The organism is Salinimicrobium sediminilitoris (genome assembly GCF_020866905.1).
Classification (GTDB): Bacteria; Bacteroidota; Bacteroidia; order Flavobacteriales; family Flavobacteriaceae; genus Salinimicrobium; species Salinimicrobium sediminilitoris.
The window spans coordinates 308,164-333,260 of record NZ_JAIVCC010000013.1 but is presented as its reverse complement, the minus strand read 5'-3'; the positions used below and the strand labels follow the sequence as shown (position 1 = coordinate 333,260).

The window sequence follows — 25,097 nt, the reverse complement described above, 5'->3', positions numbered from 1 at the left end:
AACAAGGTGCAAGATTTGTGCCAAAAGACTGGAGATGGCAAAGAACCTCACTACAAGAAAAGAAGATTATTCGAAATGGTATAACGAACTGGTAGTAAAAGCCGATTTGGCTGAAAATTCGGCCGTTAGAGGCTGTATGGTGATCAAACCGTACGGTTATGCTATTTGGGAAAAAATGCAGGCGCAGCTTGATAAAATGTTTAAAGAGACCGGTCATCAAAATGCTTATTTTCCCCTATTTGTTCCCAAAAGTCTTTTTGAGGCTGAAGAAAAGAATGCCGAAGGTTTTGCAAAAGAGTGTGCTATTGTTACTCACTACAGGTTAAAGACCGATCCGGACAATGCTGGTAAGTTAATAGTAGATCCTGAAGCTAAACTGGAGGAGGAGCTCGTTGTTCGGCCAACTTCTGAAGCAATCATCTGGAACACGTATAAAGGTTGGGTCCAGTCTTACCGGGATTTGCCTATCCTAATCAATCAGTGGGCAAATGTGGTGCGTTGGGAGATGCGTACGCGCCTCTTTCTACGTACTGCCGAATTTCTTTGGCAGGAAGGGCATACTGCCCATGCTACAAAAGCTGAGGCAATAGCCGAAACTGAACAAATGAATAATATCTATGCTGAATTTGCTGAAAATTTTATGGCAATGCCGGTAATTAAAGGAAGAAAGACCGAAAGTGAAAGATTTGCAGGTGCTGTAGATACCTATTGTATTGAAGCCATGATGCAGGACGGTAAAGCCCTGCAGGCTGGAACTTCCCACTTTTTAGGTCAAAATTTCGCAAAGGCTTTCGATGTTAAATTTGCAAGTAAAGAAGGTAATCTTGAACATGTATGGGCTACTTCCTGGGGTGTTTCTACCAGGTTAATGGGAGCTCTTATTATGACGCACAGTGATGACAACGGACTGGTTTTGCCTCCAAATCTTGCGCCTGTGCAGGTAGTGATAGTGCCAATCTATAAGGGAGAAGAGCAGTTAGATCAGATCTCTGAAGTGGCGAATAAATTTGCTTCCGATCTTAGGGCACAAGGCATATCGGTAAAATATGACGATCGCGATACTCAAAAACCCGGATGGAAATTTGCCCAGTACGAATTACAGGGAGTGCCGGTAAGGATAGCTATAGGTCCCAAAGATCTCGAGAAAGGTTCTGTGGAACTGGCAAGAAGAGATACCTTGAAAAAAGAATTCATCGCTCAGGAGGATGTGGTGAGCAAAGTGAAAGGTTTGATGATTGAAATTCAGGAGAATCTGCATCAAAGAGCCAGAACCTTTAGAAATGAGCATATCACACCGGTAGAAAACTTTGAGGAATTTAAAAAGGTGCTTAAAGAAAAAGGCGGATTCATTTCTGCGCATTGGGATGGCACTGCCGAGACTGAAAACAGGATAAAAGAATTGACCAAAGCCACTATTCGCCTTATTCCGTTTAATGGAGAGAAGGAAGAGGGGACCTGCGTGTACACAGGAAAACCGTCTGTAGGGAGAGTTCTTTTTGCGAAAGCTTATTAATTTTCAAAAAATTTTCCTGAACATTTGCGGCATTGAAAAATAGTTGTATTTTTGCATCCGCATTTGAAAATAAATGGTCCGTTCGTCTAGGGGTTAGGACGCCAGGTTTTCATCCTGGTAACAGGGGTTCGATTCCCCTACGGACTACAAAGGTTTACAAGTCGTGTAAACCAGCTTTGAAATAATAATAATGGTCCGTTCGTCTAGGGGTTAGGACGCCAGGTTTTCATCCTGGTAACAGGGGTTCGATTCCCCTACGGACTACTGAGAAAGAATTAATTTAATAACAGTGTAATGGCAAATCATAAGTCATCGTTAAAGAGAATACGTAGCAACGAGACAAAGCGTCTTAGAAACCGCTACCAGCATAAAACTACAAGGAATGCCATCAAGAAGTTGCGTGATGCAGAGAAAGAAGAGGCAGAGACTTTATATCCTACTGTAGCTTCTATGATTGACAAATTAGCGAAGAAGAATATCATTCATGATAATAAAGCCGCTAACCTTAAGTCAAAGTTGGCTAAGCACGTTGCTGCGCTTTAATTAAGATAGTGTTCAATTTATAGAGAATGCCTTTCGTTTAAAAACGAGAGGCATTTTTTCGTTCTAAATATTAAGAAGTACCTCGCAGTGAAAGCTGCGGGGTTTTGTGGGATCAAGAACAAAAGTTGTGGACTAGCTAAATATTGTAGTTAATCTATAAAGGAAAAATTCTACATTTTTTACACCTCTGAATTGACTTCTAAAGGCTTTAATTTTTGCATTGAAAGATTCTGCGGAAGCATTTGTACTTCTATTTTTAAAGTAGTTTAAAATTGATCTGTAGTTGAGACTTATTGTGTTGGCGACGGTATTAAAGGATTTAAACCCTGATTCCTCTACCTCTTTGTACCAATGAGCTAATCTTGTATACCCTGCTTCAATAGTTGATGTTTGGTTAAATAGATTTCTAAGGTTGTTGACCAGTTCATAAGCTTTAGCAATGTCTGGATATTGATCGAATAAGATCTTAGCTCTTTCAGATTGACTTTCTGTCCATTTCGATGGGGTTTTGTATAGCAGATATCTACTCCTGGCCAACAATTGTTTCCTTGTGTCTCCATTGCTAAGATTCTTTGGTATATAACTTTGACCTTTCGTTTTTCCCTTCTGTATTTGCTCGTTTTCATAATCAATGGCTTCCCATCTATGTTTGATTCGGAGGTTCTGTAAGGCTTCAATAGCCAGCTTCTGAACGTGGAATCGATCTGTGACTTGGATTGCTTTAGGAAAACACTTTTGTGCAATGAGCTTCATTGAATGAGCCATATCTAAGGTGATCTCCTTTACCTTATTACGTTGAGAGGAGGGGATCTTCAGTAATTGCTCAATGATGGATTCTGCTCGAGTACCCGCTATAATAGCGACCAATGCTCCTTTTTTACCTTTAGCTTTTTTATTGGTGATGATCGTGTAGAGTTCTCCTTTGGACAAAGCAGTCTCATCGATGGAGAGATAAGGTCCCATATTCTCTGGAAAGATCAGCCATTTTCTGGCATGCTTCTTTTCTTTCCACTGTTTGAAGTCGCTTAGATAATCTTTGTATTGCCGCTGTAACTTCTTTCCATTGACACTGTAGAAACTACCAATGGTATGACAGTCTGAGGCTTTAGTATCGACTAATTTCTTTTAAAAAAGCAGCGAACTCGTTGGTCATACGTGTTCCCTGTGCTACTAGATTCCAATCTCTCTGCACTATCTGGCCGGTATCTTTATCCAGCCATCGACGGCGCTTTACATGAAGATAAACCGTGTTTCCCCGGAGCGGAAAGTCTTGAATAGTGATTTCTTTGTGGAAACCTTTAGACATTAAGATTCTGGAGGAATGTTCCTGGGGAGGGACATTACGCTCTTCAAAATAAAAATGAAGTATTTCTTTTTCTTTTCTACTCTTTACTAAATCAAAATTCTCCACAAGGAATTGTGGCAGTACAAGCTTAATCAGATCCAGGTAATTATTATCCACCTACAGTATTTTTCTGCAAATATCCAGATTTACTTCAATTCCTCCACAACATTTAGGAATGATCCGTTTTGTGATTTTAACCACCCCGTCCGCTACCGCGGACATCCCGCCTTAAAATAAGAAGGGGAGCCTTTGGTCTGTTTTACGACCTCTTGGAGGTCGTCGTCCGCTGACGGACATATCTGTCTCCGGACGTGTGTTCTGCAATTACTAAATGCGCCCCTCCTACTTGAGGAGGAATGTCCGCCACTGGCGAATGGGGGAGGTGCTCGTTCTATTCGATTCTTCTTTAGAACCGCCTTTTAGCTCCCCTCCTCGTTGAGGAGAAAGCGGACGGGGTGGTGCTCGTTTCCACAATTTTTCTCTTAAACCGTAAGACAAAAAAAATCCGGAGCATCAAAGATGTCCGGATTTTATCATTTTTGGAAGGTATGTTCCTTATCCGTTCATAGAGATCAGGAATTCCTCATTGTTCTTAGTTTGTTTAATTCTGTCATTGATGAATTCCATCGCTTCAACAGGATTCATGTCTGCAAGATACTTGCGCATCACCCACATTCTTTGTAGTGTAGTTTCGTCAAGAAGGATATCATCTCTACGAGTGCTGGAAGAAGTAAGGTCAATGGCAGGGAAGATCCTTCTGTTGGCAATTTTTCTATCCAACTGAAGTTCCATGTTACCTGTACCTTTAAATTCCTCAAAGATTACCTCATCCATTTTTGAGCCGGTTTCGGTAAGAGCTGTAGCGATTATAGAAAGAGATCCACCTCCTTCAATATTACGGGCAGCACCAAAGAATCTTTTTGGTTTGTGTAGTGCATTGGCATCCACCCCACCGGAAAGTACTTTTCCGCTGGCAGGTTGTACCGTGTTGTAAGCTCTGGCTAAACGCGTAATGGAATCCAGAAGGATCACTACGTCATGTCCACACTCTACCATACGTTTGGCTTTTTCAAGCACTATGTTTGCAACACGTACATGTTCATGAGCTTCTTTGTCAAAAGTTGAAGCGATTACTTCTCCTCTTACATTACGTTGCATGTCGGTCACCTCTTCAGGGCGTTCGTCAATTAGAAGGATGATCTGGTATACTTCAGGATGGTTTGCTGCTATCGCATTGGCGATATCCTTAAGTAGCATTGTCTTACCAGTTTTTGGTTGAGAAACTATCATTCCTCTTTGTCCTTTTCCAATAGGAGAGAACATATCTATTACCCTTGTCGAAACTGTGCTCTGTCTTTCAGCAATATTGAATTTTTCCTGTGGGAATAGTGGCGTAAGGTGTTCAAATGACACCCTGTCTCGTACTACCTGTGGAGCAAGACCATTAATTTTATTGATCTTGATAAGCGGAAAATACTTTTCTCCCTCTTTTGGGGGTCTTACCTGGCCAAGAACTGTATCTCCGGTTTTTAAACCGAATAATCTTATCTGTGACTGGGAAACGTATATATCATCTGGAGAAGAAAGATACATGTAATCTGATGATCTAAGGAAGCCGTAGCCGTCCTGCATGATATCAAGTACTCCTTCGCTTTCTATGATCGCGTCAAATTCGTAATCGGGTTCTTTATAGCGGTTTCGGTTATCGCGGTTCCCGGAATCTCTGTTCCCGCTGTCGCGATTTTCCCTGTTGCCATTATTGTCCCGGTTCCCGCTGTCACGATTGTTGTCCCGACTGTTATCACGATTTCCCTGGTTCCGGTTATCTCGTGGTTCCTTTTGACGGGAATCTTTGCGGTTGTCTTTTTGTTGATTTCGGGAAGAAGAATCCTTAGAAGATTGTTGTCTTGGAGAATCTTCTTTTTTTCCTTTTTGCTCACTCCTGTTGTCGGAAGAAGCTTTTGTTTCCTGAGGCTGCTCTTTTTTCCCTTCAGATTTCCCTTCAGATTTTCCTCCGGAAGTTTCTGATTTTTTATCAGAAGTCTTTCGCTGGTCTCCGGAGCTTTTTGGAGTGGTGGGTTTCTCTTTTCTGGGGCGGGTTTTTCGCTGATTCCTTCCGGAGTTTTGATCTTCCTGAGGCTGAGGTTTTTCTTCTTCGTCTGTCAGTGCCTCCTGAACTTTTTTCGGATTTGCCGCCTGGTAGTCGAGAATTTGGTATACCAGGTCAAGCTTCTTTTGCGTGCGGTACTTTGGAACCCGTAGCGTTTTGGCTATTTCCTGAAGTTCAGGCAGCTTTTTAGCCTTTAATTCTGAAATTTCAAACATGAATGTTCTTAAATAAAATTGGTCTTTGGTTTAACTAACCTTCTCGAGGAAGAATCGAAAAAATTTTTTGGAGTCTAAGTAACCTTTATTGAATTGGTTACGAATCGATACTGCAATTATACGACATTATTTTCAGATTATTAATATGGTTTCTAAAAAGAATCTGTTATTTTTGTGCCTCTATTGAAGAGAAATGCTACAAAGAATTCAGACTGTTTACTTGTTAACTGCGGCTTTTTTTAGTGCTGGTTTTGTCTTTATTTTTAAGCTGTGGAATGACCAGACAGGTAATGCGGTGTATATCGAAGATGTTTATACTGCTCTAGGTTTAACCTTGCTTTCGGCTTTGATCTCAATAGTTACGATCTTTTTGTTTAGGAATAGAAAGCTTCAGTTTGTGCTGGGGCGTATCAATATCTTATTAAACTTAATTTTACTAGGATTATTTGTCTATTGGTCCCTAACTATATCTGGAGAAACTTCGGTTTCAGAGAAAGGTATTGGGATGCTGACTCCTGTATTTTCTATCGTTTTTTTAGTGCTGGCCAATAAGGCTATAAAAAAGGATGAAGATCTTGTAAAATCTGTGGACCGGTTGCGATAAACCTTCTATCTTAGTAGTATTAGTGCGTAAAAACCCGAAGTGAAAGCTTCGGGTTTTTTAGTTCAAGGTTGGAAGTGGTTTAAAGTTTAAAGTTCAAGGTTCCAGGTTCAAGTTTGCAGAGGTGTTTGAATGTTGTCATCTCGACAGAGTTTTCTGAACCGAAGTGAAGAAAACGACGAGAGATCTCAACAGGTTTTCTACAAGGGTTGGGCAGATTTCTCAGTCACTGAAAAGGCTCCTTCGAAATGACATTTCATTTTTAGCCACTGATCCTGGTCTTAGTTGTTAGTTGTATATTGAAATTTTTTCTTTCCTAATGAACATCCAGAAAAGATCAATGTTTAGTGAAAAAAATCGTACTTCTAACTTTGTAAATCTAACTTCGATTTTACCGCCTACTTAAGCCTGCGCACTACCAACTTCAAAACCTCTGACCACTAAATACTGACCACTGACCCTACTTTTTCCCCAACTCAATCACTTCAAGATCCTTAATCTCCTTGCCATCGATCACAAATCTTAACATCGTCCTCACCTGGTGGAAGCCCTGCTTGCCTGCCGCGCCGGGATTCATATGAAGAACGCCGAGTTTTTTGTCATTCATCACCTTAAGAATATGGGAATGACCACTTATGAAGATCCTTGGGGGGTTAGCTTTTATTTCCTCTTTTACGGCAGGAGAGTAGCGGCCGGGATAACCTCCAATATGGGTGATCCATACATCCACTTCTTCACACATAAAACGGTTGTTAAGCGGAAATTCTTTTCTCACTTCTGCGCCATCAATGTTGCCAAAAACGGCTTTTAAAGGTTTAACTTTTTTCAGGGAATCGCTTACTGCAGTTGTCCCAATATCCCCCGCATGCCATAGCTCATCTGCGTCTTCTGCATATTTCAGGATCCGTTCATCCAAATGTCCATGAGTATCACTAAGAAGGAGTATTTTTTTCATTGAGAATTTTTATGGTGAGATTAACAATCTAAAGGCAGGAAGAATGAGCAGTTGCCTTTAATGGCTTATCTTTGTTTCTTTAATTTGCAAAAGTAGAAATTTAGATTGAGATATTTTTTGGAGCTGGAATACTTCGGAAAGGCTTATCATGGTTGGCAACGTCAACCTGAAGCAATTTCGGTGCAGCAAGTTGTTGAAGAATCTCTACGCACCCTGCTTCAGGAGGAAATCGAAGTAGTGGGTGCGGGAAGGACAGATGCCGGAGTACACGCCCGGCAAATTTTTGCCCATTTTGATTCCGAAGCAAACCTGTCCAAAAGTTTTATTTTCAGGATAAATTCTTTACTGCCAAAAGACATAGCGGTAAAAGATCTACTGTTTGTAAAAGCTGATGCTCATGCGAGGTTTAATGCTGTTTCACGCTCCTACGAGTATCACATCACATCACGAAAAAATGTTTTTGTTAATGATTCGGCTTATTTTGTAAAGAGGGAACTGGATGTGGAAAAGATGAACAAAGCAGCTAAAATTTTATTGCAATATTCAGATTTTAAATGTTTTTCCAGATCCAGAACAGATGTTCACACCTACAACTGCAGCATAGAGGAAGCAAGATGGGAGCAGCAGGATAGTACCCTTATCTTTTACATTACTGCCGACAGATTTTTGAGAAATATGGTAAGGGCCATTGTAGGTACCTTATTGCAAATTGGATTGGGTAAAATTGAAGTGCAGGAATTGCATCGAATTATTAAGAGCAAAGACAGGAGCAAAGCCGGAGCCTCTGTACCGGCTCACGGATTGTATTTAACAAGGATCTTGTATCCCAATAGTATTTTTAATTAATGGCAGCATCAACGGGAAACGCATTTGATTTTGGACTGTTTAAGCGATTGCTCAAATATGCGCACGTGTATAAGTGGGCATTTTATTTTGTGGCCGTTGCTGCTATCCTTTTATCCTTTCTAAGTGTAATGCGGCCTTATCTATTGCAGCTTACAATAGATAATTCAATTGTGCCGCAGGATAATGATCAACTCCTGTTCTACATAAGTCTTATGGTGGGAGTTTTACTCCTGGAGGTAATTTTTCAATTCTGCTTTATTTATTTCGCGAACTGGCTGGGCCAGGAAGTTATTCGGGACCTAAGGGTAAATTTATTTAAACACATGCTGCAGTTCAAAATGAAATATTTTGACAATTCTGCAGTGGGGCGCCTGGTGACCAGGGCAGTGAGTGATATAGAAACTATATCCAGTATTTTTAGTGAAGGTTTATTTGTGATCATAAGTGACCTGCTAAAAATGATCGTTATTCTTGGTTTTATGTTTTATCAAAGTTGGAAGCTTACTCTTCTTGTCCTGGTAGTGCTTCCTTTTATCTTGTATGCGACACGAATTTTTCAGAAGAAAATGAAATTGGCATTTGAAGAAGTTCGAACTCAGGTGGCGAATCTTAACACTTTTGTTCAGGAGCGAATTACAGGTATGAAGATCGTGCAGCTTTTCACCCGGGAAGAAAAGGAATATGAGAATTTTAAAGAGATCAATGATAAACACCGCAAGGGCTGGGTAAAAACCGTGTGGTATAACTCCATATTTTTTCCAATTGCCGAGATGGCGACTTCTATTACAATTGGTTTGATCGTGTGGTATGGAGGGTTAAGAGTTGTGGCTGGAAGCGAAGCCATTACTCTTGGGGTTATCGTTGCCTTCGTCGAATTGAGCCAGATGCTCTTTAGACCACTTCGTCAAATAGCCGATAAATTTAATACGCTACAAATGGGAATGGTGGCCGCAAACCGGGTTTTTGGAGTTCTGGATACAAAATCTTCTATTCCCGATAATGGCAAGACCGTGGTAGATCACCTTAAAGGAGAAATAGAATTTGAGGATGTTCGTTTCAGTTATGTTGGGGATGAAGAAGTTCTTAAGGGGGTTTCCTTTAAAGCCCAGGCGGGAGAAACTGTTGCTATTGTTGGAGCTACCGGTGCAGGAAAATCCACCATCATTAATTTGCTTAACCGTTCTTACGAAATCTCCAGCGGGCGTATTCTTATTGATGGAATAGATGTAAAAGATATTACTCTCAAATCACTTAGGGGAGAAATTGCCATTGTTCTCCAGGATGTTTTTCTTTTTGCCGATACCATTCTTAATAACATTACGCTCAACGATCCCACGATCACCAAGGAATCTGTGGTGCAGGCGGCTAAGGATATTGGTGTTGATGAATTCATTGCCAGTCTGCCGGGCGGTTACGACTATAACGTCAAGGAGCGTGGGGTTATGCTTTCTTCGGGACAACGTCAATTAATCGCATTTTTGAGAGCTTACGTGAGTAACCCGAGTATCCTGGTGCTTGATGAGGCAACTTCTTCTGTCGATTCCTATAGTGAACAGCTCATACAGGATGCGACGCTCAAGATCACCGAAGGTCGTACTTCAATTGTCATTGCTCACCGACTGGCAACCGTGAAAAAGGCCGATAAGATCCTGGTGATGGATGCCGGTAAAATAGTAGAAATGGGAACTCATTCCCAGCTGCTTAAGAAAGAGAACGGCTATTATAAAAATCTTTATGAGGTCCAGTTCATGCAGGAAGAAGAAACCCTTTAAACAAGGTCTGCTTTTAACTTTTGGACCAGATCATCCCTGTCTTCATACATGACAAATTCCCCGTCTTTAATATAAGAGATCTGTCCTGTTTCCTCGCTCACTACAAGGGCCAGAGCATCTGTTTTTTCAGTAATTCCTACGGCAGCTCGGTGTCTCAGTCCAAACCGTAGTGGTATAGTGCGGTCATTGGATACAGGCAGGATCACTCTGGTAGCGGTGATATAATTGTCTTCTATGACCAGCGCCCCGTCATGCAAAATACTGTTCTTGTAAAAAATAGATTCAATAATGGGTTGATTGACCAGGATCTTCATTGGGTCTCCACTTTGTTTAATAAAATCCAGACTGGTATTCCGCTGGATCACAATAAGAGCACCGGTATTGGTTTTACCCATGTTTTCGCACGCCTTTACAATCGCCTCAACGTCATTCGGGGTTTCAAGGTCATCCTTTATTAACTTCAATGTTTGAAGAAAGCGTCTTCTTCTGGCAAAATTAGTGGAACCAATCATGAGGAGGAATTTTCTTATTTCCTGTTGGAAAACCACTATTAAAGCAAACATTCCTACTCCTATGAACTCACCCAAAACACTACTAAGCATTTCCATACGAAGTAACTGCGTGAGCTTCCAGGCAAAATAAATGATCACGATCCCAATAAAGATGTTGACAGCTACAGTGCCTTTAACTAATTTATATATATAGTAGAGCAGGGCTGCAATAAAGATGATATCAACAATATCGAGAATGCGTAGATCTAGAAAATCCAAAGTAGGCGTGTGTTTTGGTAAATGTAAAAAAATATAGGTTAGTTTTTTAACTGCTGCAGTAATTTCACGCATTCCACCGCTTCTTTCACGTCATGTACCCGAAGGATATTAGCTCCTTTTAATAAAGAAACTGTGTTAAGAACAGTTGTGCCGTTGAGGGCTTCTTCTGGCGTTGTGTGAAATGTTTTATAAATAAGCGACTTCCGGGAGAGACCTGATAGGATGGGTAAATCCAGGTTTTTAAATAGTTCCAGGTGGGACAGTAATTCAAAATTCTGGGAAATATTTTTAGAAAATCCAAAGCCGGGATCTATGATGAGGTCATTGATCCCAAGCTCTCTTGCGCGGTCAATTTTTTCAGAAAAGTAGAAGAGGATATCTTTGGTAAGATCCTCGTATTGGTTGAGATCCTTCATAGTTTGAGGGTTCCCTCTCATATGCATCATGATATAGGGTACCTGCAGTTTTGCAACAGTTGCCATCATTTTGTCGTCAAGGTTTCCTGCGGAAATATCATTGATCATAGCCGCCCCTGCTTCCACACACGGTCGTGCCACTTCACTGCGGAAGGTATCTACAGAAATAATAATGTTCGGAAATTTCTTAATCAGCACCTCCACAACCGGAAGGATTCGCTGCAATTCTTCAGCTTCTGAAATATCTGTGGCTCCGGGCCTGCTGCTGTAAGCACCTATATCAATAAAATCTGCTCCCTCTTGAAGCATTTTGTCTGCCTGTTGCAGATGCTCCTCCAGGTTTTGTCTTTGTCCCCCATCGTAGAAAGAATCTGGGGTGATGTTAAGAATACCCATTACTTTGGGAGTGGAAAGATCTATTAGATGGCCTTTGCAGTTGATATACATCCTAAAAAATGCTGTTTTTTGGTTGGAAAAATTAACTTTGACAAAAAGAATAAAATCAGCGAAATTTACACAAATTACCCGTTTCTATGAAGGACACCTCTGCTCAATATGATTCTGTTATTGCCGAATGTCGCGGCCTTTTTATGAAGAAGATGAAAGATTACGGCTGTGCCTGGCGTATTTTGAGACTTCCCTCGCTTACGGACCAGATATTTATTAAAGCTCAGCGAATAAGGGGGCTGCAGGAAAACGAGGTGAGAAAAGTGGATGAAGGAGAAGTGCCCGAATTTATTGGTATCATCAATTATTCGGTAATGGCTTTGGTGCAGCTGGAAAAAGGAGTCGCAATACAACCCGATCTTTCAGTAAATGAAGTAGAAGAGCTTTATGATCGAACGATTGCACGTACAAAGCAGCTCATGGAAAATAAGAATCACGATTATGGGGAAGCCTGGCGGGATATGAGAGTAAGTTCCCTTACAGATCTTATTCTCCAAAAGGTCCTTCGAGTAAAACAAATTGAAGATAATAAAGGCAAAACCCTGGTAAGTGAGGGAATCGAAGCAAATTATGAGGATATGATCAATTATGCGGTTTTTGCTTTAATACATATTCACGAAAATAGCGAATTGAGTAAAACATAAAACGGTTTGATATGAAACTACTAGTAGGCATTTCCCGGTGGGTAACAGGTATTCTATTCATTTTTTCGGGATTTATTAAACTCAACGATCCTATTGGTTTTTCATTTAAACTGGAAGAATATTTTAGTCCTTCGGTGCTCAATCTGGAATTTCTAGCGCCATTTGCCCTGGTAATTGCTCTATTGGTGGTGGTCTTTGAACTAGTGCTTGGTGTCATGTTACTTATAGGCTACCTCCCAAAATTTACGACCTGGGCATTGCTTCTTATGGTTATATTTTTTGGCTTTCTCACCTTCTATTCGGCCTATTACAATAAGGTGACAGATTGTGGGTGTTTTGGGGATGCCATTCCTCTCACGCCCTGGCAGTCCTTTTATAAAGATATGTTCCTCCTGGTACTTATACTAATCCTCTTCTTTAACAGGAAATACATCACTCCTTATTTTGCCAAAGCCTCTCATAGATGGATCGTTTTTCTGTCGTTCATGCTCTGTTTCGTGTTTGCGTATTATGTATTGATGTACCTGCCGGTTTTTGATTTCCGGGCGTATAAAGAAGGGACAAATATTGAACAGGCTATGACCGTTCCCGCTGGAGCGCCCGAGGCAGTCTATGATTATCACTGGAAGTTTAGAGTGAACGGGGAAGAAAAAATCTACACTACCAGGGGCGCCTACCCTTCGGTGCAGGGAGAATTTATAGAAGTGGAAACCGAAATGGTCCAGAAAGGTTACGAACCTCCCATTCACGATTTCTCCATAGAAAAAGATGGAGAAGATCAAATCTCAACAATCCTTGCTGAAGATAAGCTCCTCATGATCGTTGCTTACAGCCTTCGCCGCAGTGAAAATGATGGTCTCCGCAAACTACAGGATGTAATTGAGAAGGCCCGCAGCAATGGATACAGGGTTGTTGGACTTTCGGCTTCGGGAGAAGACCTTAAGGAGAAAATAAATGAAAAATACAACCTGGACCTGGATTGGTATTTTAGTGATGAAACTGCTCTTAAGACCATCATTAGGAGTAACCCGGGGCTTGTGAAGCTTGAGGAAGGCACTATTCTCCAAAAATTGCACTGGAACGATTCCGACAAGCTTGAGCTTTAAAGGCTTCAAAAAAGGCATTTTCGGAAAGGAATATTTCTGCAGTAATTTTAGATAATACTCACTTCAGCAAAAAAAAAATCTTCTGAAAATCTGAAGCGAAAAAATTCAGATAACTTCAGAATTACCGGTGTCAAAAATGGCATATTTTATATCTCATTTTTCTTGGTTTTTCTTGGCTTTCCGCAGGTTCTTAAAGTCTGCAGCCTTATATTTGCACTTCCAAAACCAGCTAAAATTCCGGCTGAGTTAAACGGTTCATTATTAAGATTTTCCGGAGGGATTTTATAAAAGTTTTGGCTAAACCATCAAAAACAGAATACTAACTTACCATTAAACATTGATTATGAGAGATAAAATAGTAGCCGGAAACTGGAAAATGAATAATGATTTGGCTCAAACTGAAGATTTGCTGTCAAACATTAAAAAACTTTATAAGGAATCTGAAGGTGTAAGAGTGATTGTAGCACCATCTTTCACCAACCTGCACCACGCGTTTGAATCATTACGAAAGTCGTCCATTGACGTGGCTGCACAAAATATGAATGAGAACAGTGAAGGAGCTTATACAGGTGAGGTTTCTGCAAGAATGCTTACCAGTATTGGGGTGAAAACAGTCATTTTAGGACATAGTGAGCGCCGTGCCATTTATAAGGAAACAGATGAACTGCTGGCCAAGAAAGTAGATGCTGCATTGGAAAATGACATGGAGGTGATCTTTTGCTGCGGAGAGGAACTTAATGAAAGAAAAGCCGACAAACATTTTGATGTTGTAAAACGACAGCTGGAAAAAGGACTTTTTCATGTATCTGAAGCCAATTGGAAGAAAATTGTAATTGCATATGAACCGGTATGGGCGATTGGAACTGGAGAAACCGCTTCTCCCGAACAGGCACAGGAAATGCACGCCTTCATACGAAAAACTGTTGCCGAAAAATTTGGCAATGATTTGGCCAATGAGGTCGCAATACTCTATGGCGGAAGCGTTAAGCCTGGAAATGCCCAGGAAATATTTGCAAAAGAAGACGTAGATGGCGGACTTATTGGCGGTGCCAGTCTTAATGCCGAAGATTTTATGGCTATTGCCAATGCCTTTTAAAAATGGAGAATATGAATTATCTGGAGTTTAAATTTTTGATTGAGCCTCCACAACCGGCTTCCGAAATTCTTATTGCCGAGCTCGGCATGATGGGGTTTGAAAGCTTTGTGGAGAATGAAGACGGGATCACAGCATATATTCCGAAAGAAGAATATGATGCCGAGTCCATGACGGGAATACACATTCTCCAGTCCAATGAATTTGATATTTCCTTTACCCAGACCGAAATTGAACAGGTGAACTGGAATGTTGAGTGGGAAAAGAATTTCCACCCTATTGTCGTAAACGAGCAATGCGGAGTAAGAGCTCCCTTTCACCCAAAACCCGATGTGACTTATGATATAGTGATCGAGCCAAAAATGTCATTTGGAACGGGTCATCATGCGACCACTCACATGATGATTGAATTCCTGCTTGAGCAGGACCTGCAAGGGAAGAAAGTTCTTGATATGGGTTGCGGTACAGGGGTATTGGCCATAGTGGCCGAAAAAAGAGGCGCATCACAGTTGGATGCTATTGATATTGACAACTGGTGCTACCAAAATACCCAGGAGAATGTTGAGCGCAATGAGTGTATTAAGATTGAGGCTTTCGAAGGTGGGGCAGAGTTGCTCCAGGACCGTCATTATGATGTCATCATAGCTAATATAAACAGGAATATTCTACTGGAAGACATGCCGAGTTATAACAGATCCCTCAACCCGGGCGGTGAAATGTACCTCAGCGGATTCTATTCCGGAGATATCCCCGTGATAAAAGCGGAATGTGAAAAATATGGCCTGGAATATGAAGATTCCAAAGAGCGGGAAGAATGGGTGGCTTTAAAGTTTAACAAAAAGAAGGATTGAGAAGAAATTCTTATATTTGAAGCTGTTTTTGTAAATGAAAATGTCTGGTTATGAGCACACAAGAACAAGTTCTTGAAAAGAAGAAAGTAGAAAGCAAGGAGTCAAAGCTGCACGAGATCGTCCTCTATAATGATGACTACAATACTTTTGATCATGTTATAGAAACCCTTATTATAGCCTGTGATCACACACCCGAGCAGGCCGAGCAGTGTTCTCTGCTCGTGCATTATAAGGGAAAATGTACTGTGAAAACGGGTACGTATAAAGAACTCGAACCCCGCTGTGGAAAGTTGCTTGAAGAAGGCTTGACCGCCGAGATCGTTTAGATAGTAAAATCGTTTTTTATATGGGCAGGAGTTATACTCCTGCCTTTTTTTATCTGTATTAGCAAAAATACTGGATTATTATCTGCTCCAATCTAGTCTTTTATGAATTTATTAAGGATTTGTTCCTAAAACACTAATTTCCTGTTAAGCCTTTTTAGTAAGTTTGTAGTATGAAAAAACAGCAGATCCTATGGACTGCTCTCTTTCTTTGTCTAATCACGCTGCTTGGATGTCAGGACGGGGACAAGGAGGAGATGCCACCGCAGCCCTTGCCGGGTACCGCAGGGCATTATTACCTTTTGGGGTTGGAAACTTCAGATCCCGGGGAAAAACTCAGACTATACAATAAAGGCCTGGAGGTAATAACAGACAAGAGTGATACTTCTCTTGTAGCCTTACTCGATGGTAAGATCTATGCTTTCCGCATGCTTGACGAGCATGATAGTGTTCCTTTTTGGGTTGACAGCCTTATTGCCACAGCAGAGATGCAGGGGGATCTTTTTTACCAGGCAAAAGGCTATTTCAGGAAATCTCAAATTTATAGAAGGGTAAATCCTGAAGCCCAATTGCGAAATGCTTATTATTCGCGCAATTTGTACTTGAAGTTAGGAGACACCGCCCTGGCAGGTAGACGTTCGCTGGACATGGCAAATGCCCAGCTGGGACTGGGGGACTATCCCGGGAGCCAGGAAATGGCTACAGAAGCCTTAAAATATATAAATAGTGAAAGGGATTCTAACTATGTGAGTTCTGCACACAACGTGCTTGGTCTTTCTTATGGGGCGCAGGGGCTTTATTCGGAAGCACTTAAGGAATATAATCAGGCTTTAAATTACGCAGTTAACAGGCAGGATAGTCTAAGTTATCTGCACAATATCGCACTTCTTCACAAAGATCAGCACAATTACACCGAGGCGATCAACATCTTCAAAGAGATAATAAAATCTGAAGAAGTAGATGAGAATTCACGAATAAGGTTTCGGGAGAATTATGCTTTTACCCAATGGTTACAGGATTCTACCTTTAATTCGGGAATAATTCTTCAGGAAGTTTTAGAAAAGAGACAGGAGATAGGGGATAAGGAAGGTTTAATTGCCAGCTATTCGCACCTTTCCAATTACTACCTTAATAGTGATAAGGCAAAATCAAAATATTACGCCGAGAAATTTTATGAAACGGCTACTTCCCTCTCATATCCTACAGGTGAAATGGAGGCATTGGAAAGGCTTATCTCTCTTAGTGACGGTAACTCCAGGGATAAATATCTCGATCGATATCTCTTCTTAAATGACAGTCTTGAAGACGCCAGTACAAAGCTGAGGTATCAATTCGCGAAAATTAGATTTGATGAAGAACGAAAGGAGCAGCAAATTGACCTTTTGGAGGCCGAAAATGTAAGTCAGCAACTTAGAGCAGAGAAACTGCGCACGAGAAATATTGTTAGTTACCTCACCGCTATGGTAATTTTGATCCTTTCGGGAGCACTTTTTTACAACTACAGGCAGCGAACTAAAAGAGAAAATATTAAACAGATCTATCTTACAGAAAGCAGGATTTCAAAAAGAATACATGATGAACTGGCAAATGATATTTACCATGTCATGAGTTCGTTAGAGCCGGTAGCTCCACCGCCAATAGTAGACAAACTGGAAAAAATTTACCAACGAACCCGTGATTTTTCAAGGGAGAACAGTGAAATTCATACAGGAAGTGAATATCTACAGAATCTTCTCCATATGCTTTCTGGGGCTGTCCCGCCGGGAACCAGGTTGATCATACGTGGTGAAAACAGCATTAACTGGAACGGTCTTGAACCCGAAAAAAAGATCGTATTATATCGTGTGCTTCAGGAAATGATGGTGAACATGAGGAAACACAGCGATGCAAAACTCGTAGCGCTTATTTTCTCTCCTGAAAATGAAAATTTAAAAATAAGCTATTCAGATAATGGAGTAGGCTCCAAAAAGGACATCCTAGAAAACGGAAACGGAATAAAAAACCTGAAGGCACGTCTAAAAACAATTAAAGGAAATGCCGTTTTTGAAACCTCGGGGAAAGGCCTCAAAGCAGAATTTCTTATTCCATTTAGTTCTTAAAAAGCCGTTTGACTAAAAAAGATTTCCGGAGCTTATTTATTCGTCCTTTGCAGGTGGAGTGTATTTAAGAAAGTACATCTTATCTCCACTGGGATGATCCCATTCATTGAATAATTTAAAACCATACCGGCGATAGGCAAGACTTATGCGTCTTATCCTGGTTTCCGCGTAAATGGGAAGCTGCAGGTCCCTGGCAATTGCGTAGAACTGATTTTTCATGTCATAGGCCGTCTTGGCATCATCACTGCCACGGGCATCACTAAGAATTCCCCAAAACCAGCAGTAAAGGTATTCGCCTTCCTTTGGTCTTTGGGCCTTTACATACTTTTGCACTTTCAAAGCATTCAATCCCTTAGAAATTCCGGTAACATTAACTGCCAGTTTAATGTCCATAATAAGGTCTTTCCAGAAATTTTTGTCCTTACTGCTGGTTTTAAAAAGAATTGCTATCCCTTTTCCGTCTGGAGAAGTTATGAGCGCATCTTTTTCAATGGCTTTTTCGACCATGTGTTTCGCGAGGTAGTGAAATCTTTTTTCCCTTTTATGATCATCTTTAACGATCTCCATGGAAGTAGGTATTTCCTGTAGTAGGGTGGAGACGTTATCAATTATTTGCTGCTTGTTCAAGGAGTATTAATTTTTGCGAAAGATAGAAAATTGACTGCAGTTAAGCTTCTGTGAAAAAGGAAAAAATTTAAGTTCAAATGGGCTTCAGGAAAAAAATCATTAATATTTTCTCATCTTTGAGCAGGTTTGGAATGATTTTTACATTTGTTTACTGTTTAGCAAAATCTTATGAAAAAAATAGCAGCTCTTCTTATCGTACTTGTTAGCTTGAATGCAAGGGCACAATCTAATTCACAGCAGGATTCCCTTGCTCTTAGGAAACTTTATGATGTCGCTTTACTTCACGGGCAGGGTTATGCCTGGCTTGATCATTTGTCCAATTACATTGGAGGAAGATTATCGGGTTCGGTGAGTGCACAGCAGGCGGTAGAATACACTAAGGCCGAAATGGAAAAATTAGGTCTTGATCGTGTTTGGTTGCAGCCGGTAATGGTGCCAAAGTGGACGCGTGGCACTCCCGAATACGCTTACGTGCAATCCCAGGGAGGGCCTTCAACTATTGTAAATATACTTGCTTTGGGTGGTTCTGTTGCCACTCCAGATACCGGCCTTAGAGCCAATGTGATCGAGGTGCAGGGTATTGAAGACCTGGCGAGATATGGAAGAGAGCAGATCGAGGGTAAGATCGTTTTTTACAACCGCCCAATGCGTGCCGATCTTATTCACACTTTTGAAGCCTATGGAGGTTGTGTGGATCAAAGATATTCTGGAGCTGCCGAAGCTGCTAAATATGGTGCCGCCGGAGTAATAGTGCGATCGCTTTCTCATAAAATTGATGAGTATCCACACACTGGCTCTATGAGTTATGGGGATGTGCCAAATAATGAAAGAATTCCTGCAGCGGCAATTAGTACTAAAGATGCCGAGTACCTCAGCAGCATGCTTAAATTAAATAAGGACCTGGAATTTTATTATAAAATGAACTGCCGCAATTATGAAGATGTTGAATCTTATAATGTAATTGGAGAGATCAAAGGCAGTGAACGCCCAGATGAATATATCATAGTGGGGGGGCATTTGGATTCCTGGGATGTTGGTGACGGGGCTCATGATGATGGCGCAGGAGTTGTTCAATCTATGGAGGTGTTGAGACTGCTGAAAGAATCGGGAATCAAACCTAAAAGGACAATAAGAGTAGTGCTCTTCATGAACGAAGAAAATGGTCTTAGAGGCGGGAATAAATATGCTGAAGTTGCAAAGAAGAATAAGGAAAATCACATTTTTGCACTCGAAAGCGATTCCGGAGGCTTTACTCCACGAGGTTTTTCCTTTGAGGCGAGAGATTCCCAGTATGAAAAAATCCAGGGCTGGAAACCCCTTTTTGAACCCTATTTAGTTCATTACTTCGCAAGAGGAGGTAGCGGGGCCGATATTGGTCCCCTTAAAAATGGCAGCACGGTCTTAGCCGGGCTTCGTCCAGATTCGCAACGATATTTTGACCACCACCACTCCGCGACAGATACCTTTGATGCTGTAAATAAACGGGAACTGGAATTGGGAGCCGCAACCATGGCTTCGCTGGTTTACCTGGTGGACAAATACGGATTTGACGATATAGAAAATGAGTCCGAAATCCTGAAATAAAAAGAATGGCCGGGTTGTCGCCCGGCAATTAAACTTTCTATCTTTGCAGCCTCAAACTTTTAAGGTTGCAGCTTACAGCTTACACAAGAGAATTTGGTAAAAACCTGAACATTGCATATCCTGTGATGCTTGGGCAGCTGGGCCATGTTATGGTCGGCCTGGCCGATAATATCATGGTTGGCCAACTTGGAGCTGCACCCCTGGCCGCCGTATCTCTTGGCAACAGTCTTGTCTTTATTGCCCTTTCCCTTGGGATCGGGTTTTCTTTTGCTATCACGCCTCTTATTGCTGAAGCCGATGGTTCAGGAGACATCGAGACCGGGAAAAGTTACTTCCATCACGGGGTGATCATGTGCGGTATCAATGGATTATTTCTTTTTATCCTGTTGTTACTGGCCAAACCAATTTTATATCATCTTGACCAACCGCCAGAAGTGGTCGACCTCGCAATTCCTTATTTGGAGATAGTCGCATTCTCTATGATCCCGCTAATGTTTTTCCAGGCTTATAAGCAGTTTGCCGATGGTCTTTCCCAAACGCGCTATGCAATGTATGCCACCTTGATCGCCAATGTTGTGAATGTGGTATTTAATTACCTGCTCATATACGGGATCTGGATTTTTCCAAGACTTGAACTGGAAGGGGCAGCATTGGGGACCTTAATTTCGCGATTTTTTATGTTGTGGTTCCTGTGGGAGATCTTGAGGAGAAAGAAAAAATTCAGAAAATATTTTATCTGGTCCAAAAGAGGCCTGTTAAGGATTGATATTTTTAAAAAGTTATTTGCCCTTGGATTTCCTACCGCTTTACAAATGCTGTTTGAAGTTGCTATTTTTACCGCTACTGTTTTTCTCGCCGGTACTTTAGGAACAAATCCGCAGGCAGCAAATCAAATTGCCCTCAATCTCGCATCAATGACTTTTATGATTGCGGTTGGGTTAGGGGTGACCGCAACCATTCGCGTGGGAAACCAAAAAGGGAAAGCAAATTTTCATGAGCTTCGACGTATTGCGTTCTCAACTTTTTTACTCGTTTTCTTGATCGAAGCAGTCTTTGCGGTAGGTTTTATTTTGCTGAAGGATTGGCTTCCCACGCTTTATATCGATAATGCCGAAGTTATTTTACTGGCCGCCCAGTTGTTGATCGTAGCGGCCCTGTTTCAACTGAGTGACGGAATGCAGGTTGTAATACTTGGAGCATTAAGAGGGCTGCAGGATGTAAAGTTTCCAACGCTTATTTGCTTTATAGCTTACTGGATCATTGGTTTTCCTGTATCCTGGTACCTGGGGAAAGAATCTGCTCTAGGCAGCATGGGGATCTGGTATGGGTTACTCGCCGGTCTTACTGCATCGGCATTAATGTTGTATCTTCGGTTTAATTATTTAAGCAATAAATTATTACTTACGGTAGAGCCTGCGGGCCAGCCTGCCGAACAAAATGTACAATAGAAACTATGGACTTTCCAAAATTCCTCTTAGGTGATAATACAGATTATCCCGATGCAATTTTTATCATTCATACCGAATTTCCAAGGTTCATTATAAACCTGGAAAATGACGAGGTAGAATGGCTGGAAGATTTTGATGCAACCGATGAAAAGGAGCTTTCTTCTGAAGCCGAAGGCTTTATTCAACAGGCCACCGATTTTTATGACCGGGAAATTTCCAGATACGAAGACTAAATTATGGAGCAGTTGGTAGAACTGGATCACGAAATTTTCCTTTTTCTCAATAATCTTGGGAATCCCGCCTGGGATGACTTCTGGAATTTCATTACCAATAAGTTTGCGTCTATCCCATTTTACATGCTGCTTGTTTTTTTTCTATACAGGGCACTGGGATGGAAGAAGACTTTGCTAAGCCTCGTACTGGTAGCGGCGGTGATCACCTGTACAGATCAACTTTCCAACCTGTTTAAACATTTTTTTGAGCGTCCCCGCCCGTGCAGGCAGGAAGGTGTGATGGAATACGCACGATTTGTAGCAGTGAGGTGCGGCAGGTACGGCTATTTTTCTGCGCATGCAGCAAGTTCGGCAGCTCTTGTTGTGTTTCTTGGAATGATCCTCAAAACTTACTGGAAACACATTTTTGGAGTATTAATAGTCTGGGGGCTCCTGGTTTCCTACAGCCGTATCTATATCGGCGTACATTATCCCGGAGATATTCTTACCGGCTGGATAATTGGGATAGGAATTGGATATACTTTCTACCTGCTATTTCGATTTTTGCTGAAAAAGTATTTTAGTCCTTCCGTTTCAGGAGATAAAACTGCCTGATCAACCTGTCCTTATATCCCGAAGCTTCAGGATTGACGTAGTTGAGGTCATATCTTTCTGAAGACAGCATTTCAAAATCCCCTTTTAGAGAGTCTATTAGGACTGAATCCCGTTCCCTCATAATAATTCCGAATTTCTCTTCTTCAGGTAATCTAAGGTTTTCCCTGGTTAACTTCGGAATAGGTTTTCCAAACTCCCAAATGATCTCGGGGGTTTCAGTAGCATACTCATAGACCTGGAAACCACCGGCTTCAGAAACCTTCCGAAGTTCATCAAAATTCCTGAAATCCGGGTTTTTCAGAAAAGCGTTTGAAAGCGGAAATGCAAAGACAATTATTCCGCAGATAAAGGCAACAGTGAGATGAAAAATTTTCGGATATTCTCGCTTTTTCAGAAAGTATAATAAAGCAAGTCCAAGTCCGAAAAGTACTATGGATGCAGAGATATACCAGAACCAGTGACCTTCCAGTTCGAGCAGGAAGTAGCCGGCAACCGGGAATACTAGTCCTATAGTCGCGATCAAACCATGATTAAAATAAACAACCCAATTTTCCTTTTTTGGGAGTTCTTTGAAGTTTCTAAAGAGGTATTCTATATAAAAGCTGGTGTTTAAGGCCATGGGTATTAAAACCGGCAGGAGGTAGCGGGATTTTTTTTCGGGAATGATCGATAGCAAAACCACTGCAGCCAGGGTCCATAAAAGAGCGAATTTATAAGCCTTTTTATTCGAGACCCGCGTCTTCAAATAAGGATACAGTAAAGCAACAAAGGCCGGAATTGTCCATATTCCACTTTGGGTAAAGAAGCTCCAATAGTAATAAAATGGCCGTACGTTGTAATTTGTCCAGCGGGTAGTCTCCCTTGAGGTGATTTCTATAAACGAAACAGGATCTGCCAGTCTTACGTATAAAAACCACCAGCCACTAATGAAGAGGGCTATTATTAGAAAGATAAAAAAGGCTCTCCACTTTTTTGTAAATCCTTTGAAGCCATAAATACTTCCATAGGCGATAAGGAAAGGCAGGAGCAAGGCATAAAGGGAAACAGGTCCTTTACTTAAAAAAGAAAAGCCAAAAAATAATGCTCCAAAAATGGCATTTTGTATCAGGTTTTTTTCACTGCTAAAAAAGTTCCACAGAAAATAAATTGCCGCCATCATGAACGAATGGGTGAAAATATCCCATTGCCCATTTCGCCCCATGAAGATGATATAAAAAGAACTGGCCAGGATAAGCGTAGCCAAAAATGAATGCTTTAAAGTGACCCCCAGTTTCGGAATGAACCTGTAGAAAACGTAAAGCAGCAGGAGGGTTAGAAGGGCTGCCGGAAGTCGCATTCCAAAGATACTTCTGAATCCGAAGATCATGCCGCTTATGGCGGTCAGCCATGTAGGCAACGGGGGCTTTTCATAACGGGCTTCGGCGTTCATGGTGGTGAGGATCCAATTTCCATCGGTCACCATTTCCCGGGCCGTAATAAAATTACGCGCCTCCATAATGTTTACATAGATCACGTCGAGGTGGACCAGGAAGATCAGAACCCAGACAAGGAGGATGTAGAGCAGGTATTTTTTATTTTTAGTCATCTTCTCTTCTTATTAAAACCATATTCCTTACGTAGATCACACTTCCCGCCAGGTGTCCTACAAACAGGACAGGATCTTTCCGCAAAATTGCATAAATGAGGATCAAAACCGCGCCTGCAAAACTGAGGAGCCAGAACCCCATTGGTAATACAGACTTTTTTATCCTTTCAGAATAAACCCATTGATAAACAAAGCGCAATGTAAAAATTACCTGAGCGGTGGATCCTAATACCAGTAGCCATAATGGTATTTTGTCATTATAGAACAGGTTTTGAACGTCATAAACATTGTTGTTATATGAATAAATGAACAGAATTACCGGGAAAAAATAAAGAAAAAGCTGCAGCCATCGTGACATTTTTTTCCATTCTCCCTGTAACTGCATATTACGTATGTAGATAAAATAAGTAAGAGCCTGGCCCAGCATTATAGAGAAATCACTACGTAAGTAGCCATAAACGAACAGTAAGAAAGAAGCGAAAAGAGAGACCTTCCAGAAGTTGGAAGGGGTGAGAACCTTTTTTTGTTTTTCAGAAGCTATCCATTGTAGCAGGAGCCTGGCCGAGAAAAGGGCCTGGGCAATAAACCCAATAGTATACACCTGCCAGCTACTCATTCTTTTGAGCTACTTTGTAATTGATGTAATTCCTCCTCATCCACAAATAAGCAAAGCAATCTACAAAGGGACCCACGAGCCTATTGAGCAGGTGGAATTTCGCTTTCCCTGCGATCCTGGGGTAATGTCTCACGGGAACCTGTTTTATTTTACCATTTTGGAGAAGGATCATCGCGGGCAGAAACCGGTGCAGTCCTTTAAACATGGGAATACGTTTCGCATAATCTGCTTTGATTACTTTTAAGGGGCAGCCGGTGTCATCCATGCCATCTTGGGTAAAGCTGCGTCTTATACCATTTGCAACAAGGGAAGAAAGGTTCTTTTTAAAAGAATCTTTTCTATCGGTGCGCACCCCCGTTACAAGGTCATATTCCCCTATCTGCTCCAGCAGCAAATCAAAATCTTCGGGATCTGTTTGAAGGTCTGAATCTATATAGCCAATCAAAGGAGTTTCGGCACGATCAAAACCTGCTTTGATAGCCGAACTTAAACCGTAATTCTGGTCAAAAGAGATATACTTAAAAGCTGTGTTACGACGTGAAATTTCCTGAACCAGTTGAAGACTATTGTCTGTAGATCCGTCATTGACAAACAGGACGCAGGTTCTAATAGGTGCTTTTTGTATGTATTTATCTAATTCCTGCTCCACCCTTAATAAATTAGGTGCTTCGTTGTAGAGAGGAACTACGATAGTAAATTGGTATTCCATTAAAATTAAATATGCGCAAAGGTAGTAATATTACAATTTCTATACAGCCACA

General features: G+C 41.2%; 25 protein-coding genes and 2 tRNA genes. 17 read left to right on the top strand and 10 right to left on the bottom strand.

The window, feature by feature from the left end; all coding sequences use genetic code 11:
* Positions 1 to 34: 34 nt before the first annotated feature.
* The 4 genes from proS to rpsT all read left to right on the top strand — a co-directional run bounded on the left by proS (position 35) and on the right by rpsT (position 2,056).
* Positions 35 to 1,513: a proline--tRNA ligase gene (gene proS, locus LA313_RS12805; RefSeq protein ID WP_228915591.1), complete on the top strand. Its 1,479-nt coding sequence runs from the start codon at positions 35 to 37 to the stop codon at positions 1,511 to 1,513.
* 75 nt (positions 1,514 to 1,588) lie between these two features.
* Positions 1,589 to 1,660: transfer RNA gene (locus LA313_RS12800), tRNA-Glu, on the top strand.
* Between the two features lie 45 nt (positions 1,661 to 1,705).
* Positions 1,706 to 1,777, top strand: a tRNA-Glu gene (locus LA313_RS12795).
* 30 nt (positions 1,778 to 1,807) lie between these two features.
* Positions 1,808 to 2,056, top strand: coding sequence for a 30S ribosomal protein S20 (gene rpsT, locus LA313_RS12790; RefSeq protein WP_228915589.1), 249 nt, complete (start codon positions 1,808 to 1,810; stop codon positions 2,054 to 2,056).
* A 132-nt stretch (positions 2,057 to 2,188) separates the two neighbouring features.
* On the opposite strand, the gene LA313_RS12785 is transcribed toward rpsT, so the two are convergent.
* The 3 genes from LA313_RS12785 to rho all read right to left on the bottom strand — a co-directional run bounded on the left by LA313_RS12785 (position 2,189) and on the right by rho (position 5,726).
* Positions 2,189 to 3,142 (bottom strand): ISAon1 family transposase, encoded by a 954-nt coding sequence (locus LA313_RS12785; protein ID WP_456300205.1) that lies wholly within the window; start codon positions 3,140 to 3,142, stop codon positions 2,189 to 2,191.
* A gap of 19 nt (positions 3,143 to 3,161) precedes the next feature.
* Positions 3,162 to 3,518: an ISAon1 family transposase N-terminal region protein gene (locus tag LA313_RS12780; RefSeq protein ID WP_228915584.1), complete on the bottom strand. Its 357-nt coding sequence runs from the start codon at positions 3,516 to 3,518 to the stop codon at positions 3,162 to 3,164.
* 438 nt (positions 3,519 to 3,956) lie between these two features.
* On the bottom strand, positions 3,957 to 5,726 hold the full coding sequence (gene rho / locus LA313_RS12775; protein ID WP_228915582.1) for a transcription termination factor Rho: 1,770 nt from the start codon (positions 5,724 to 5,726) through the stop codon (positions 3,957 to 3,959).
* Positions 5,727 to 5,919: 193 nt separating this feature from the next.
* Between rho and LA313_RS12770 the strand changes: the two genes are divergently transcribed.
* Positions 5,920 to 6,330, top strand: a complete 411-nt coding sequence (locus tag LA313_RS12770) for a DUF4293 domain-containing protein (RefSeq protein WP_228915581.1) — start codon at positions 5,920 to 5,922, stop codon at positions 6,328 to 6,330.
* Positions 6,331 to 6,787: 457 nt separating this feature from the next.
* Here the strand turns inward: LA313_RS12770 and LA313_RS12765 are convergent, their stop codons facing one another.
* Entirely contained in the window at positions 6,788 to 7,282 is a 495-nt protein-coding gene (locus LA313_RS12765; protein WP_228915579.1) for a metallophosphoesterase family protein, read from the bottom strand.
* Between the two features lie 105 nt (positions 7,283 to 7,387).
* On the opposite strand from LA313_RS12765, the gene truA reads away from it, so the two are divergent.
* Positions 7,388 to 8,128 (top strand): tRNA pseudouridine(38-40) synthase TruA, encoded by a 741-nt coding sequence (truA, locus tag LA313_RS12760; protein ID WP_228915577.1) that lies wholly within the window; start codon positions 7,388 to 7,390, stop codon positions 8,126 to 8,128.
* Positions 8,128 to 9,900 (top strand): ABC transporter ATP-binding protein, encoded by a 1,773-nt coding sequence (locus tag LA313_RS12755; protein ID WP_228915575.1) that lies wholly within the window; start codon positions 8,128 to 8,130, stop codon positions 9,898 to 9,900. Before truA ends, LA313_RS12755 begins: the two co-directional genes overlap by 1 nt.
* Here LA313_RS12755 and LA313_RS12750 read toward each other — a convergent pair.
* Positions 9,897 to 10,670, bottom strand: a complete 774-nt coding sequence (locus LA313_RS12750) for a diadenylate cyclase (protein WP_228915830.1) — start codon at positions 10,668 to 10,670, stop codon at positions 9,897 to 9,899. The genes LA313_RS12755 and LA313_RS12750 overlap by 4 nt on opposite strands.
* A 38-nt stretch (positions 10,671 to 10,708) precedes the next feature.
* Positions 10,709 to 11,533, bottom strand: coding sequence for a dihydropteroate synthase (gene folP / locus LA313_RS12745; RefSeq protein WP_228915573.1), 825 nt, complete (start codon positions 11,531 to 11,533; stop codon positions 10,709 to 10,711).
* Positions 11,534 to 11,619: 86 nt separating this feature from the next.
* On the opposite strand from folP, the gene LA313_RS12740 reads away from it, so the two are divergent.
* The 6 genes from LA313_RS12740 (at position 11,620) to LA313_RS12715 (ending at position 17,649) form a co-directional block, all read left to right on the top strand.
* Positions 11,620 to 12,177 (top strand): DUF1599 domain-containing protein, encoded by a 558-nt coding sequence (locus LA313_RS12740; RefSeq protein ID WP_228915571.1) that lies wholly within the window; start codon positions 11,620 to 11,622, stop codon positions 12,175 to 12,177.
* Positions 12,178 to 12,188: 11 nt separating this feature from the next.
* A complete protein-coding gene (locus LA313_RS12735) occupies positions 12,189 to 13,283 on the top strand; it encodes a BT_3928 family protein (RefSeq protein ID WP_228915569.1) in 1,095 nt (364 codons plus the stop codon).
* 343 nt (positions 13,284 to 13,626) lie between these two features.
* Positions 13,627 to 14,379 (top strand): triose-phosphate isomerase, encoded by a 753-nt coding sequence (gene tpiA / locus LA313_RS12730; RefSeq protein WP_228915568.1) that lies wholly within the window; start codon positions 13,627 to 13,629, stop codon positions 14,377 to 14,379.
* A gap of 2 nt (positions 14,380 to 14,381) precedes the next feature.
* Complete coding sequence (gene prmA / locus LA313_RS12725) at positions 14,382 to 15,227, top strand: 50S ribosomal protein L11 methyltransferase (protein ID WP_228915566.1); 846 nt, start codon at positions 14,382 to 14,384, stop codon at positions 15,225 to 15,227.
* 50 nt (positions 15,228 to 15,277) lie between these two features.
* Complete coding sequence (locus LA313_RS12720; RefSeq protein WP_228915564.1) at positions 15,278 to 15,553, top strand: ATP-dependent Clp protease adaptor ClpS; 276 nt, start codon at positions 15,278 to 15,280, stop codon at positions 15,551 to 15,553.
* Between the two features lie 170 nt (positions 15,554 to 15,723).
* Positions 15,724 to 17,649 (top strand): tetratricopeptide repeat-containing sensor histidine kinase, encoded by a 1,926-nt coding sequence (locus tag LA313_RS12715; protein ID WP_228915563.1) that lies wholly within the window; start codon positions 15,724 to 15,726, stop codon positions 17,647 to 17,649.
* 36 nt (positions 17,650 to 17,685) lie between these two features.
* Here the strand turns inward: LA313_RS12715 and LA313_RS12710 are convergent, their stop codons facing one another.
* Positions 17,686 to 18,276 carry a hypothetical protein gene (locus LA313_RS12710; protein ID WP_228915562.1) on the bottom strand — a complete coding sequence of 197 codons (591 nt, stop codon included), beginning with the start codon at positions 18,274 to 18,276 and terminating at the stop codon, positions 17,686 to 17,688.
* 168 nt (positions 18,277 to 18,444) lie between these two features.
* Here LA313_RS12710 and LA313_RS12705 point away from each other — a divergent pair, with 168 nt between their 5' ends.
* The 4 genes from LA313_RS12705 to LA313_RS12690 all read left to right on the top strand — a co-directional run bounded on the left by LA313_RS12705 (position 18,445) and on the right by LA313_RS12690 (position 22,135).
* On the top strand, positions 18,445 to 19,860 hold the full coding sequence (locus LA313_RS12705; RefSeq protein ID WP_228915561.1) for a M20/M25/M40 family metallo-hydrolase: 1,416 nt from the start codon (positions 18,445 to 18,447) through the stop codon (positions 19,858 to 19,860).
* Between the two features lie 65 nt (positions 19,861 to 19,925).
* On the top strand, positions 19,926 to 21,308 hold the full coding sequence (locus LA313_RS12700) for an MATE family efflux transporter (RefSeq protein ID WP_228915560.1): 1,383 nt from the start codon (positions 19,926 to 19,928) through the stop codon (positions 21,306 to 21,308).
* A 5-nt stretch (positions 21,309 to 21,313) separates the two neighbouring features.
* Entirely contained in the window at positions 21,314 to 21,541 is a 228-nt protein-coding gene (locus tag LA313_RS12695; RefSeq protein ID WP_228915558.1) for a hypothetical protein, read from the top strand.
* 3 nt (positions 21,542 to 21,544) lie between these two features.
* The gene (locus LA313_RS12690) at positions 21,545 to 22,135 is read left to right on the top strand and encodes a phosphatase PAP2 family protein (RefSeq protein WP_228915556.1); all 591 of its coding nucleotides are present in this window, start codon (positions 21,545 to 21,547) and stop codon (positions 22,133 to 22,135) included.
* Here the strand turns inward: LA313_RS12690 and LA313_RS12685 are convergent.
* Genes LA313_RS12685 through LA313_RS12675 form a run of 3 tightly spaced genes read right to left on the bottom strand, consistent with a single transcriptional unit; the run spans position 22,101 to position 25,045 of the window.
* Positions 22,101 to 23,720 carry an ArnT family glycosyltransferase gene (locus LA313_RS12685; RefSeq protein ID WP_228915554.1) on the bottom strand — a complete coding sequence of 540 codons (1,620 nt, stop codon included), beginning with the start codon at positions 23,718 to 23,720 and terminating at the stop codon, positions 22,101 to 22,103. The genes LA313_RS12690 and LA313_RS12685 overlap by 35 nt on opposite strands.
* The gene (locus LA313_RS12680; RefSeq protein WP_228915552.1) at positions 23,713 to 24,336 is read right to left on the bottom strand and encodes a lipid-A-disaccharide synthase N-terminal domain-containing protein; all 624 of its coding nucleotides are present in this window, start codon (positions 24,334 to 24,336) and stop codon (positions 23,713 to 23,715) included. The genes LA313_RS12685 and LA313_RS12680 overlap by 8 nt, the downstream gene beginning before the upstream one ends.
* A complete protein-coding gene (locus LA313_RS12675) occupies positions 24,329 to 25,045 on the bottom strand; it encodes a glycosyltransferase (protein ID WP_228915550.1) in 717 nt (238 codons plus the stop codon). Before LA313_RS12675 ends, LA313_RS12680 begins: the two co-directional genes overlap by 8 nt.
* Between the last annotated feature and the right edge of the window lie 52 nt (positions 25,046 to 25,097).